This is a genomic window from Chitinophaga pinensis (assembly GCF_007896845.1).
In the GTDB taxonomy this organism is placed as follows: domain Bacteria; phylum Bacteroidota; class Bacteroidia; order Chitinophagales; family Chitinophagaceae; genus Chitinophaga; species Chitinophaga pinensis_C.
Genome location: NZ_VOHS01000002.1, coordinates 173,188 through 187,792, shown reverse-complemented (window position 1 = coordinate 187,792; position 14,605 = coordinate 173,188). Strand labels below are relative to the sequence as shown.

Sequence of the window (14,605 nt, the reverse complement as noted above, 5' to 3'; positions counted from 1 at the left end):
CCTATTTCTCTTGTCAAGAAAGACATATTATGGTGCTATTGCAGTAATAGGAGTTGTTTCTTTGTTTATTTTCGATACTGCGGCAAGGAATCGTTCGGGTTATAATAACAACTATACTAACAGATACTACTGGCAACCAGACAATAATTATACCACACCTTTAGATACCGTCAAAAAGGATACACTCAAGTACCCGATAAAGGACCGGTATGGGACAGGTATTACTGATCCCGTCAAAAACCAGATAGATCTGAAAGATCCTGCAGGTATATCCCGTACAGTTGATTATGACCCGGTAACCAAGCAATATACAGTAACAGAAAAGATAGGCGACCACTATTACCGCAATCCTACCTACCTCAGCTTCGATGAATATTATAAACTCCAGTCCAAAAAGAGCGAAGATGATTACTGGATGAAACGTGCCAGTACCCTTGGTTCACTGAACCAGAAGGGGAACGGTCCGGAGCTTTATAAAGGCAGCAAGCTGTTTGACAGGATCTTTGGTGGTAACAAAGTAGATATCAAACCCCAGGGTAGCCTCGAGCTGACCTTCGGTTATGAAGGCCAGAATATCAAAAACCCCGTGCTGACAGAACAGGCCCGTAAAACGGGAGGTTTCGCATTTGATATGAATATCAATATGAACCTGACCGGTAAGATCGGGGACAAACTGAAACTGATCACTAACTATAATACCCAGTCAACTTTCGACTTCGAAAACCAGATCAAACTGGAATATACCGGCTATGACGATGAGATCATTAAAAAGATCGAAGCCGGTAACGTGAGCTTTCCTTTGCGCAGCTCACTCATTTCAGGGGTACAATCCCTTTTCGGTATTAAAACCCAGCTGCAGTTTGGTCGTCTGACCGTTACCAGCGTACTGTCCAACCAGAAATCTCAGAAACAGAACCTGATGATTAAAGGCGGTACACAGGTACAGGACTTTAACCTGCGTGCAGACGAATATGAAGACAACCGACACTTCCTGCTCGGTCAGTTCTTCCGAGATACCTTTAACTATGCCATGAGCAACCTCCCGGTGATCCGCTCCCTCGCATATGTAAACCGTGTGGAGGTTTGGGTAACCAATAAAACAGGTGCTACCACCAATACAAGAGATATCGTCGGTTTGATGGACCTTGGTGAATACCGTCCCTTCAATACCTCAATTAATGTGTTATCTAACTCAAGGCTGACTGATAACAAGCTGAACGACCTCTACTCAAAAGTAATCTCTGACCCCATGAGCCGGTATACGGGAACGGTCGTCAGTCGATTGCAAAACCTCGGACTACAAGCGGTACAGGAATATGAAAAGACCTTTGCCCGAAAACTGGACTCCACAGAATATACGATCAACCGACAACTAGGCTTCATCACGCTGAATCAACAATTGCAGGCGGATGAAGTTTTGGGCGTTGCATATCAATATACTTATAATGGTCAGGTACATACGGTGGGTGAGTTCTCACAGGATATTCCCCCTGATCAGAACAACAGTGCCAACCAGCGTATCCTGTTCCTGAAATTGCTGAAAGCTACCTCCGCGCGTCCGAACCTCCCGATCTGGGACCTGATGATGAAAAACATCTACGCGACAGGCGCTTATCAGTTGAACAGAGCTGACTTTAAACTGGACATATATTATAAAGACCCTGGTACCGATACCCGTGCTCCAAGTGATAAACGTTATCTGCCGGATGCACAGGGGCCATGGGAAGGAGCACCGCTTATTTCCATTCTGAGCCTCGACCGCTTGAATAACCAGAATGACCCGCAGCCGGATGGGGTGTTTGACTATGTGGAAGGATACACCATCAACTCACAGACGGGCAGGGTGATGTTCCCGGTACTCGAACCATTCTCTCAGGGGATACAGAAAGCCTTTAATGGTAATGCCGCCCTTGAGCGACAGTATATGTACAAGGTATTGTATGACTCCATTAAAGTAGTAGCACAGCAATTCCCGCAATTGAACCGCTATATCCTGAAAGGGTCTTATAAATCCAGCAACTCTTCCGAAATACAGCTGGGTGGTTATAACATTCCTCCGGGATCAGTAACCGTAACCGCCGGCGGACAACAACTCCGTGAAAACGTAGACTATATCATCGACTATAACCTTGGCCGTATCAAAATCATCAATGCCGGTATCCTCAACTCCGGTGTGGCGATCAACGTACAGTTTGAGAACAATGCCGCGTTTGGTACACAGGTACGAAACTACTTCGGTACCCGCTTTGACTATGTCGTAAATGATAAACTGACTTTGGGATCGACCATCGCCAGAATGAGCGAAAGACCTTATTACCAGAAAGTGAACTATGGAGAAGATCCGATTAAGAACACGGTAGTAGGTCTGGATGCGAACTATAACTCTGAATGGAAAGGGCTGACCCGCTTCCTGAATAAGCTGCCTAACTACCAAAGCAATACCCCTTCCAACATCATGTTCACCGGTGAGGTGGCCAAGTTGTTCCCGGGTCACAGTAAACTGGTAAATGCGGCAGGTAGTAATCAGGGCCAGATCTTCATCGATGACTTTGAAGGCTCCCAGAGCGGATATGACCTGAAATTCCCGGCTACTTCATGGGCACTGGCATCCACACCAAAAGAGGCTTCTGACAGTAACGGTACAATTCTCTTCCCGGAAGCAGACAGAAATGACCAGCTAAGCTATGGTGCAAACAGGGCGAAACTGGCATGGTACATTATTGAGCCTACCCTTCAGATACCGAAATCACCTTCCCTGCCGGATGGCATTACAGATCTGGTGCAGTCAGACCCACGTGTGCGTCTGGTGTATCAGAAAGAGGTATTCGCTAATCGTTCCACCGACTTCGGACAGAGCCAGCTGAGTACCCTTGACCTGGCTTATTATCCTGAAGAAAGAGGGCCGTATAACTTTACCGCAGGCAGAGATAGTATCACAGCAACAGGACGCCTCCTCAATCCGAAAAGGAAATGGGGTGGTATTATGCGCGCGATTGATAACAGTGACTTCCAGACACAGAACGTTGAGTTTATTGAGTTCTGGATTCAGGATCCTTTCCTTGGTGATTCAACCAGTACAGGTGGTCAGTTATATTTTAACCTTGGTAACGTATCTGAGGATATCCTGAAAGACTCCCGTAAATTTTTCGAGAACGGATTACCTAATCCTAATACCGATCTTAATAAGACAGACTCTTCTGCATGGGGTCGTATCCCGAAATTCCAGCAGCAGATTACGCAGGCATTTGATAATGATCCGGAGATCCGCCGTTATCAGGATGTGGGGTATGATGGTTTACAAAGCGCGGATGAGAATAACTTCCGCAGGTCTTATCTGGATAGACTCGCCGCCAACTTCGGACCGAGTTCTCTTATCTACCAGCAGGCAATTGCGGATCCTTCCAACGACGATTATAAACACTACAGAGATGAGTCGTATAATTCAGCGAAGGCAGACATCCTCCAGCGTTATAAACGTTTCAGCAACCCGGAAGGTAACTCCCCGGTTTCTACAGGAAACAGCATTTACTCATCTGCCGCTACTAACATTCCGGAGTCAGAAGACCTGAACAGAGACAATACCCTGAATGAAACGGAAGAATACTTCCAGTATCGTGTGAACCTCCGTCCGAAAATGGCGGTAGGAACCAACTACATTGTAGATAAGATCACAACAGAGGTAACACCTGCAAATGGTATAAAGAGGTTGGAGAACTGGTACCAGTTTAAAATTCCTATCAGCGAATTTGATAAGAAGGTCGGTAGCATTCCTGATTTCAAATCCATCCGTTTCATGCGTATGTTCCTGACAGGATTTGAAGATTCAGTAGTGGTACGTTTCGCTAAACTGCAACTGGTGCGTAACCAATGGCGCCAGTATAACTATAAACTGCAGGCAGGCGATCCTATCCCGAATGACGACAATACCGTTTTCAATACGTCTGCTGTAAATATTGAAGAGAACTCTTCCCGTAAACCAGTTAACTATGTGTTGCCTCCGGGAGTAGTTCGTCAGAATACACTGAGCACCAACAGTACTGTATTGCAGCTGAACGAACAGGCAATGTCTATACAGGTGTGCGACCTGAATGATGGTGATACCCGTGGGGTTTCTAAAAACCTGAGCATGGACCTCCGTCAGTACAAAACCCTGCAGATGTATCTGCACGCGGAAGCATCGACAGATCCTAACTCACTCAAAGATGGTCAGCTCCGCGCAATCATACGTATGGGTAGCGACTTTGTGGAAAACTACTACGAATACCAGATACCACTGAAAGTAACTCCATGGAATACTGCCAGTCCGACGGAAGTATGGCCGGAAGTAAATGACGTGAATCTGTTGATGAGTAAACTGACCACGCTCAAACAGAAACGTAACCAATGTGACAACTGTTCTCCGCAGGTACCATATGTCGAAACAGATGAATTAGGTAACTATATGAGTGTGGTAGGTAACCCGAACCTTGGTGATGTGAGAACCATCATGTTGGGTGTTACCAACCCGAAAGACGATGGACTCCCACGATGTGGTGAAGTCTGGTTCAATGAACTACGTTTGTCTGGTCTGGATGAAAAAGGTGGTTACGCTGGTATGGGCCGTGTAGATGTACAGCTGGCCGACCTTGGTACTGTCAGCGTATCTGGTAACATGCACACCGCAGGTTTTGGTAACCTTGACCAGCGTGTAAATGAACGTTTCCGTGATAACTACCTGCAATACGATGCAGCGGCAAACCTTGATCTGGGTAAACTGCTGCCTAAGAAAACAGGCCTCTCTATCCCGGTATATGCCGGTTATTCACAGGCGGTAAGTACGCCGGAGTATGATCCGTATGATCTGGATATCAAACTGAAGGATAAGCTGAGAATGGCACGGAGTGATTATGAACGTGATTCTATCCGCAAAGCTGCACAGGACTTTACCGCTATAAAGAGTCTGAACTTTACCAACGTACGTCGCCTCAACCTGAACCGAAAACATAACAGGCTGTGGGATATCGAAAACTTTGACATCAGTTATTCTTATACACAAACAACCAGTCATAACCCGATCATTGAAAGTGATGAGTTGGTGAAGCACCGTGCGGGCCTTGGTTATACCTTCACCGGACAGAGTAAGTTCATTACACCATTCAAGAAGTTGTTTAAAACGAAGACACCCTGGCTGGATCTGATCCGTGACTTCAACTTTAACTACATACCGTCTCTGATCAGTTTCAGAATAGACGTGACCCGTCAGTTTGGTGCTACCCGTATCCGCAACGTCGGAGGAGATAACTCTAACTATAAACTGCCGGAAACGTACAACAAGTACTTCACCTTTGACCGTTACTATGGTTTGAAATGGGATCTGACACGGAGTCTGACCATCGACTTCAATGCGGTGAATAACGCACGTATCGATGAGCCACAAGGCCGTCTGAATTCAAAAGAAAAGAAAGACAGCGTATGGGGTAACTTCTTCAAATTAGGTAGAACGACCAACTATTATCATACAGCAAACATCACCTATACATTACCAACGTCTAAAATACCTGCGCTTAGCTGGACAAGTATCGCGATAGGTTATTCAACAGATTACCGCTGGACAGGCGCTTCGCTGCTGGCAAAATATCTGGGTAATGCGATAGAAAACTCCAACCAGAAAACAGTGATGGCGGAGTTCAAGTTTGCAGAACTGTATAGCAAGTCACCTTTCCTGCGGGCCATCACAGGTACGCAACAGAAGAAGCGACCGCAACCGACGAATAATAACCGACCGGGTGCTCCTGGTCAGAATAAACAGCCGGTCAAACAGGAGAAGAGCGTAGAAGTATCGCCTATTCTGAAAGCGGTGATGAAACCATTATTGTCATTGAAACGTGTGAGTCTGGATTACTCCGAAAATGGAGGAACCCGTTTGCCGGGTTATATTGACAGTACCAAGCTGCTGGGTATGAACTGGGCAAGCTGGAATCCCGGTGTACCATTCGTCTTCGGTATGCAACCTACCAAGGTATGGCTGGATGATTTTGCAAAGAAAGGCCTGATCACACCGGATACTACTTTCAATATTCAGTACCAGCAACAGTTCACACAACGTTGGCAATTACAGGCGCAACTGGAACCGGTTAATGACCTGCGTATTGACCTGAGCATGACCAAATCATTCAGCAAGACACATACTGAATTGTTCAAGAATGTGAACGTAAATGATAGCCTTGGCTTCCAGCACTTAAGTCCGTATGATGCAGGTGGATTTGAGATTTCTTATGTAGCGATAAAAACCATCTTCGGAGGCATTGATAACGAAACAGGTACAACCAAAACGTTTAATGATTTCCAGCGTTATCGTATGAATATCTCTAACCGTCTTGCTGCGCAGAACCCATACAATAATGATCCCGGAGTGCCAACGTATAATCCGAAAGATCCTACTTATCGTTATGGCTATGGCCGTTATGCACAGGATGTACTCGTACCGGCCTTCCTCGCTGCTTATACCGGAAAAGATCCTGATAAGATCGGATTACTGAGAAGCGCAGGTCTGTCCAATGTACGCAGCAATCCATTCAGCAACTATATACCACGTCCGAACTGGCGTGTGGCTTATAATGGTCTGACAAAACTGGAACCTTTCAAATCACTCTTCACCAACGTATCACTGACACATGCTTACGTCGGTACGCTGAGTATGAGTTCATATAATACAGCGATGTTGTATGAGGATCCTCGTCTGGCAGGTTATCCGGGATTTGTAGATACCGTATCAGGTAACTATATCCCTTACTTCCTGATCCCGAACCTTACTATGACTGAGCAGTTCGCACCATTACTGGGCATAGATGTGACCTTCGTAAGTAGCCTGAACCTGCGTGTGGAATTCAAGAAGAGCCGTTCACTGAGTCTTAGTCTGATCGACTATCAGCTGACAGAACTGCGTTCTACTGAGCTGACACTGGGTGGTAGCTATCGTCTCCGTAATGTGCAGTTTGCATTCCTCGGTACACAAAAGATGGCAAGAAGGTGCAGAACGATATGAACTTCCGTCTGGATATGAGCTTCCGTGATGACCGTACCGTGAACAACAGGCTGGATGCTGATCTGGTGATACCAACCAGCGGGCAGAAGGTAATTGGTATATCACCGTCTATAGATTATGTGGTGAACAACCGTTTGAACCTGCGTTTCTTCTATGACCGCAGACAAACAATACCAGTGATTTCGACGGCTTATCCGATTACAAATACAAGAGGTGGATTGACCTTGCGATTTATGTTGGCACAGTAGTCAGTTACGAATTAAAAATTACGCATTAAGTTATAAGAAAAGCCTGATCGCGCAGATCAGGCTTTTCTGTTGTCAGGGGTTTGTATTATTTGCTACGAATGGTGGAGGCCAGACCGCATTACAGTCAGAAAAATGTAAGTGATGCTTTATTCTGCAGGCATGGTATTTTTTTTGCCGGAATGCTACATGACATATATCATTTGCAATTACTCATCTATTGACATACTTTTGCACCGTGAGATATCTTTTCGCCATAATCATATTGTTCGGGCTGTTGTTGCAAAACTTCAGTCAGGTGGTAATTATGGTGAAGTATAAGATGGATCAGGCCTACATTGCCAGTGTATTGTGTGAGAACAGAGATAAACCTGACATGCATTGTAATGGTAAATGTTATCTCAGAAAGAAACTCAAACAGGACGAGCAGCAGCAACAGAACGGTAGTATCGGTAAAGAGAAGTATGAAGTAACATACATTGATGCACTGCTGGAATTCAACTTTGCGCCTATTGCGCCATCAACAGACCTCTTTGTTTATTATCAGGATCCTGCAATACATACCCCGTTATTCTCCTTTTTCCATCCACCCCAGGCTTAATCATAGCCAATTTATTTTCATTGCATTTATTGCGCGGATGTTTCCGCATTTTGTCTGATGTGTCTTATCGTGAGTAATGCCATGGCTATGTGCTATGACAGGTCTCATTCGTATCCATCCATCCTTATTTACTTACCAACAGCACTTGCCTGTGAGCATGGGCAGTTGCGTACCGGCAGTGATGTAGTATCAGCTGTCCGGCATCGCTATGCCTGATCATCAGGGAAGGAACTTATTGTGATCATGAAATATTTATTACTGATAATAACGGGCGTATTATTCTTTATGCATTCAAGCGCGCAGATGCAGGGCAGCGTGGTAGATGCGCAGACAGGAGAAGTGTTGCCGGGTGTGACTGTGCAATTGCTACATGCTGATAAAGGTTGCCAGACAGACGTACGTGGACGCTTTACGTTACAACAGGGCAGTGCAGCTGATTCCATAAAAGTATCATTTGTCGGTTATCAGACGCGAAAGCTGATATTGTCTTCACAGCCGTCCGCTATCATTTCACTGACACCCGCAACAGCCAGTCTGAATGAAATTATTGTGACCAGCAGCCGTGATAAACAATCGCGTACAGATGCACCTATAGCGATCAGTACCATCTCCACACAGGAAATGAGAGATACCAAAGCCACTTCACTCGAACAATTAATGAATAAAGTGAGTGGTGTATATATGGTGGATCTGGGTAATGAACAACATACTATGGCCATCCGTCAACCCATCGGTTACAAGAGTTTATTCCTGTATATGGAAGATGGTATTCCTATCCGCACTACCGGCGATTTCAATCACAATGCCTTAATTGAAATCAACATGGCAGCACTGCGTAATATCGAAGTAGTAAGAGGACCTGCATCATCTCTGTATGGTAGCGAAGCCGTAGGTGGTGCAGTGAACTTTATCACGGCTGCACCTTCATTAAAACCAATGGCACGGGTACAGGCAGAGATCAGTGACCGTGGATATAAACGCACTGATTTCAGTGCTTCCAGTACATTTAATAAACTGGGTATTGTCGTTGGTGGATATTATGCTGATCAGCGGAATGGTTATATGGATCATAGTGATTTTCATAAACTGGCACTGACAGTACGAGCAGATTATCAGATCAGCGATCGTACCAAATGGATCAATTCAATGACGCTGATCGATTATTATACAGATCAGGTAGGCGGATTGGATAGTGCCCATTTCTATGCAAAAGACTATCGCAACTTTCAGACTTTTTCCTATCGTAAAGTAAATGCACTGCGTTACAGAAGTACACTGGAACAGAACTGGAACAATACCAACAAGACAACAGTGACTGCCTTTTTTCGCAACAATACAATTGAACAGAATCCATTCTATGCACTGAAGAATCTGTCAGATCCATTGAAGGCAGCTGGTGAAATCAATGATGACAGCTTTAATAGTTTTGGTCTGATCATGCAACATAAAAAACAGTTTGCGTGGAAACATGCTTCAATCATTGCTGGTATCAGCGCTGATTATAGTCCGGCAACTTATTATGCTGAATTCATCGATGTTACAAAAGATGCAGCCGGTTATTTCAGAAGTTATCGTACAACAGATTCTATATTGACAGATTACAATGTTGGTTTACTGAATACAGCTGCCTATGCACAATTTGATATGGAGTTGTTAAGCCATCTGAAATTAGTTGCAGCGGTACGTTATGATAGAATGGATTATGATTTCGATAACCATCTTACACCATCTGCATTTACCGGCGCACCAGATGAAACCAATCATTTTAATAAGCTGACACCAAAGCTGGGATTGACATATGACTTCGGACAAAACAGAGGGATGTATGCAAACTATAGCGTGGGTTTTGCGCCTCCGAATATATCTGAATTATACAGAGGTGTGAAAGTGCCTGTACTGAAACCGGCTACTTATCGCAACTATGAGGCAGGTGGTTGGTTTGGTTTTGCAAATGATAAAGGATACGTTGATATTGGCGTGTATGACATGCAGGGCACGAATGAAATCATCAGTGTGAAACTGGACGATGGTTCTTATGAAAATCGTAATACTGGTCGTACAACACACAGAGGTATTGAATGGAATGTGCGGTATGCTCCCTTGCCATCTATATGGATTCGTTGCAGCGGACAATATGCAGAACACTTCTTCAATGAATATGTGGAAAAAGGGGTGAGTTATGACGATAATAAAATGGCAGGTGCACCAAAGGTTATCACCAATACAGAGATCACCTGGAAACCCCACTTCTTAAATGGATTCCGCCTTGCAGGAGAATGGCAGCACGTAGGCAGCTATTATATGGATCCACGCAATACAGGCACATATGGTGGATATGACCTGCTGAATTTCCGTACAGGTTACAGCTGGAAACAATTTGACTGCTGGGTAAACTGTCGTAATGCAGGAGATGCTATTTATTCTACCACTACAGAAAGAACAACTTACAGTACAACATACAGACCGGGACCTAAACGCACTTTCAATATTGGTTTCGGATATACATTCAACGGCAAAAAATAATCACGATGAGCATCACAAGATGGATAGCCTTTATAGCAATATGTGCAGTTGCCTGTAACAGTGAAAACAGCAAAGAGCAATTGCTTTCGCATGCTACACAGGATGCTTCCTGTCCGTTTGTAACAACGACTACTGACGGACGCACTGTAATCAGTTGGGTTGAGACAGCAAAAGGAGCGGATACAGGCACTTTGTATTATGCAATATCTACGGACAAGGGGAATAGTTTTTCATCGCCTGTGAGAGTTGCTACTGCGAATGGGATATTGCCTCATGCAGAGAATATGCCTAAAATGGTTTTTAAGCCTGATGGAGAGGTGATCGCTATTTATGGCGTGGAACAAGACGATGCACGTAATAAATACGCAGGAAGGGTGTTTTATACGCGTTCTTTGAACGGAGGTAAGACATGGCTGCCGGCAGCGCCATTGGTAACAGATACCGGTAGTTATGATCAGCGGTATTTTGATGTGGCTTTATTACCCGGAGGGGAAGCTGCTGCAATCTGGCTGGATAATAGAAAGGCGGTGGATGCAGAAGGCTCTTCGCTTTACTTCGCTGTAACTGACGGACATGCAGGTTTCCGGAAAGAGAAAGCATTGGCAGAAACGGTTTGCCAATGCTGCAGAACTGATCTGTATACCGATGATAAAGGCGGTATTCACATTGCCTTCAGAGATATCATCAATGATTCTATCAGAGATATGGTGCACATGGTATCAGTGGATGGCGGTAATACCTTTTCCGATATGAATCGTATCAGTGCAGATAACTGGGTGGTAAGAGGTTGTCCACATACCGGCCCTGCCATGGTGAAGAATAAGGAAGGAATGCATTTTGCGTGGTTCACAATGGGTGGTGGAGAAGGCGTGTATTATTGCCAGTCTGCCGATAACGGTCAGACCTATTCACAAAAGCAGAAAGTAAGTTCGGCCCCGATAGCCAAACATCCGCAGATCACGGCATTGCCGGATGACAAGGTGCTGATCGTCTGGGACGAACCGGTGAAGCTGCCCAATAATACGTTCAACAGTCGTGTAGGTTTTCAGTGGAGAGATAGCGAGGGGAAGGTATTACATACAGGATTGCTGACCTCCGATTCGGCATATTCCACATTTCCGGTGATCAGGAGTGTGGATAAAGGCACTGCTTTGATGGCTTATACACAGCGTGCGGGCGATCTGCAACAGGTACGTTGTATGCTGATAAGAGAGTAAATAAAAATCCCGCCGGCATGCACCGGCGGGATAAGTTAGATTCATTTCTCAGCACTAAAAGCCCCAACTCCAGTCCTGGCGTGTAGCCCAGCGACCGTAATTATTTCTTTTAGATCTGTCGGAGTAAAAGCGCCATTCTGCTTTCCATCTCGGATAGTAGAGGCGCAACAAATACAGTGTTGCAAATGTAAGCATAGGGATATGGTTTTTTAGGATAGATAGTCGGCATTAAAAAAGCATTAAAAAACGGTCATAGTTAGTATCACCTCCGTCCGGAGGTATTCCGCACCCTACATACAGCACATCACAAAAGTCCTCATATACGTTAATTGTTTCAAATTTAAAAACAATGTGTTGTATATGAAATAACATCTACGTGTTATATTATGTTTTTTTACTCTTTATCGAAGTAATAAGCATTGGCCTGTTGCAGGCAGGTGATGACCAGATCATTGATACATACATGTGCCGGCAGGGTAGCACAGTAGTAGATCGTATCAGCTACATCCTGTCCTGTCAATGGCTGAAAGCCTTTATAGACGTTATCTGCCTTGTCTTTATCTCCTTTGAAACGTACTTCAGAAAACTCTGTTTCGGCGGCACCGGGATGTACGGCTGTCACCTTGACACGATATGGAAGCAGGTCAATCCGCATACCCTGTGAAATGGAATCTACCGCGGCTTTGGTCGCACAGTATACATGTCCTTTTGCATAGACCTGTTTAGCGGCAGTAGAGCCGAGGTTGATAATATGTCCCGCACGTCTTTGTTTCATCCATGGCATTACAACTCTGGATACATACAACAATCCTTTTACGTTGGTGTCGATCATAGTATCCCAGTCGGAGAGATCGCCATCTTCAATTGAGCTGAATCCGAGTGCGAGTCCGGCATTATTGATCAGGATATCTATGGCTTTCCATTGTTCCGGAATATTGCCCAGTATATCACTGACAGCCTGTTGTTCTCTTACATCAAAACAAAGTGGCAATACGGCAATCTTATGTTCCTGCTGCAATTGCTGTTGTAAAGCTGTTAATCTTTCCTGTCTTCTTCCGGTGATAATCACATCATAACCGTTCGCTGCGAACTTCTTTGCGCATGCTTCACCAAAGCCTGAGGTAGCTCCGGTCACTAGAACTATTGCCATAAACCCGATTTTATTTCACCAAAGTTACTGTGCCTTTCTTTAAAATACTTTTACCGGTTAAATCTTTTCCGGCAAGTATCCAGATATAGGTGTCTACAGGCGCAGGTGCTCCTTTGATAGTACCATCCCATCCCTGACGGAAGTCGGTAGAGGAATAGATCTCTTGTCCCCAGCGGTTGAAAATGCGGAAGTATTCGTATTCAGTAATACCGACCGGAATAAAGCGGAAGCGGTCGTTCTGCCCGTCGCCATTAGGACTAAAAGCGGTGGGGATATATATTTCAGGTCCGGCGTAGTATTTTACACTGACAGAGTCGTAGCCGACGCAGCCCTGTGAGTTGGACACTTTTAACAGATAGGTCATATCCACGTCTCCGCTGACTACCGGATCAGGGATAGCTATATTACTGAGTCCCAGTGGAGGTGACCACGCATAGAACTCCCCACCGCTGGCATTGAGTTGCAATTTTTGTCCTTTGGCAAGAATGGTATCATTGCCCGCAAAAGGATTGACTTCATACACCGTGATTTCTTTGGCGAGTTCGGCACTGCATGACCGGTCGGTCAGGATACGAAGTGTGACGGTATACGCCCCTCCATCCTTGTAGACATAGTTCAATTGTGAGCTGACAGCACTCGAAAACTGTGGTGCATCAGTCACACCAATGTCCCAGCGGCGGCTGGTTATCTTTCCATATCTGTAGGTAGATACATCATTGAAGCGGATCGGTTCTCCCCGGCACAGGCCTTCCATGGTGAAATCGGCTTTTAAACCGGGATAATTATGCACGAAGCCAGTTACGCTGTCAGTACAGGACAAACCACGATTTACGACCAGTTTAACCTTATAAATGCCGGTATCAGGGTATTGATGAGAGAAGACGGTCTTATCGAAAGTAACGGTATCGGTACCGTCTCCGAACTCCCAGTAGTAAGCAGAGGTAAATCCGGCATTACTGTAGTTGGGAATAGTGACAGCAAGATCCGGATTTTCAACACAGTTCATCAGCACGGAAGGAAAACCTGCCTTGATATTGGTCTTACAGTTAAAGACAGTCAGCAGCAGATCTTTATGATGAGTGCCCAGCAGTATTTTGGTCCGCCGGTCATATTCATTGACGCAGACAGAGATCACGAATTTACCTTCCCGGTTGGGAGTACCACGTAGTATACCATTGTTGTCAATAGATATCTGTGGCGCTCCCCCCATGGGATTAGCGCCGGAATAAGGTGCAACGTAATTGACGGTGTTGGTATATGGTGGCGGTGTGGTAGACATTGCTTCGCTGCGGGTGGCACCACCTGTAAGCGCACTGCAAAGTGTGTAGGTCAGACTGTCGCCGTCAGGATCGGTGGCAGAGTAATTAAAGGTAAATGGCAGGGAATTACAGATCACAATGGCGCCATCGTGATTAAAACGTGCGCTGCTATTGGTAGCCCGCTTGTCGGTGCCGGGTATGACGGTATAAAAAGTAGAACCTTCATGTTCGGAGTCATATATATTCACCAGCTTTTCCCCACGGCAGCAACGTTGATAAGTGACATAATAACCACCCGGACTTGCCGGTAATTCAACTGTATCTCTGTAAAAGGCAACTTCGAGGTTTTGCGTTCGGGGGGCGAGGCAGGGATTCTTGAGCGTATCCCGGAGGGCTTTGGTTTGTTTGATATACAATTGCATGGCGTTGGTGATGCGCTGTCCGCCGGCATTGTATATATTGATGGGGACAGGGTCTTCGAAGTGGTCGAGACAACCCTGTATGGGTCCGCAGGTAAAATCAGCGTCCCGGTATAATTTGAGCACAATTTCATAACGGAATATTCCGTCTCCAGCAGTCCCCACAT

Annotated in this window: 8 protein-coding genes; 5 read left to right on the top strand and 3 right to left on the bottom strand. The window is 45.3% G+C overall.

Going from position 1 to position 14,605, the window contains the following annotated elements:
- Positions 1 to 10 precede the first annotated feature (10 nt).
- The 5 genes from sprA (at position 11) to FEF09_RS02655 (ending at position 11,610) form a co-directional block, all read left to right on the top strand.
- A complete protein-coding gene (sprA, locus tag FEF09_RS02675) occupies positions 11 to 7,024 on the top strand; it encodes a cell surface protein SprA (RefSeq protein ID WP_186774174.1) in 7,014 nt (2,337 codons plus the stop codon).
- The gene (locus tag FEF09_RS02670; protein WP_146303555.1) at positions 7,009 to 7,272 is read left to right on the top strand and encodes a hypothetical protein; all 264 of its coding nucleotides are present in this window, start codon (positions 7,009 to 7,011) and stop codon (positions 7,270 to 7,272) included. The genes sprA and FEF09_RS02670 overlap by 16 nt, the downstream gene beginning before the upstream one ends.
- Positions 7,273 to 7,507: 235 nt before the next feature.
- On the top strand, positions 7,508 to 7,870 hold the full coding sequence (locus tag FEF09_RS02665) for a hypothetical protein (protein ID WP_146303554.1): 363 nt from the start codon (positions 7,508 to 7,510) through the stop codon (positions 7,868 to 7,870).
- Between the two features lie 243 nt (positions 7,871 to 8,113).
- Positions 8,114 to 10,393 (top strand): TonB-dependent receptor, encoded by a 2,280-nt coding sequence (locus FEF09_RS02660; RefSeq protein WP_146303553.1) that lies wholly within the window; start codon positions 8,114 to 8,116, stop codon positions 10,391 to 10,393.
- Between the two features lie 5 nt (positions 10,394 to 10,398).
- Positions 10,399 to 11,610: a sialidase family protein gene (locus tag FEF09_RS02655; RefSeq protein ID WP_146303552.1), complete on the top strand. Its 1,212-nt coding sequence runs from the start codon at positions 10,399 to 10,401 to the stop codon at positions 11,608 to 11,610.
- Between the two features lie 54 nt (positions 11,611 to 11,664).
- On the opposite strand, the gene FEF09_RS30580 is transcribed toward FEF09_RS02655, so the two are convergent.
- The 3 genes from FEF09_RS30580 to FEF09_RS02645 form a co-directional block, all read right to left on the bottom strand.
- A complete protein-coding gene (locus tag FEF09_RS30580) occupies positions 11,665 to 11,805 on the bottom strand; it encodes a hypothetical protein (protein WP_186774173.1) in 141 nt (46 codons plus the stop codon).
- 199 nt (positions 11,806 to 12,004) lie between these two features.
- A complete protein-coding gene (locus tag FEF09_RS02650; protein ID WP_146303551.1) occupies positions 12,005 to 12,760 on the bottom strand; it encodes an SDR family NAD(P)-dependent oxidoreductase in 756 nt (251 codons plus the stop codon).
- 10 nt (positions 12,761 to 12,770) lie between these two features.
- On the bottom strand, positions 12,771 to 14,603 hold the full coding sequence (locus FEF09_RS02645; protein WP_186774172.1) for a PKD domain-containing protein: 1,833 nt from the start codon (positions 14,601 to 14,603) through the stop codon (positions 12,771 to 12,773).
- Positions 14,604 to 14,605 lie beyond the last annotated feature (2 nt).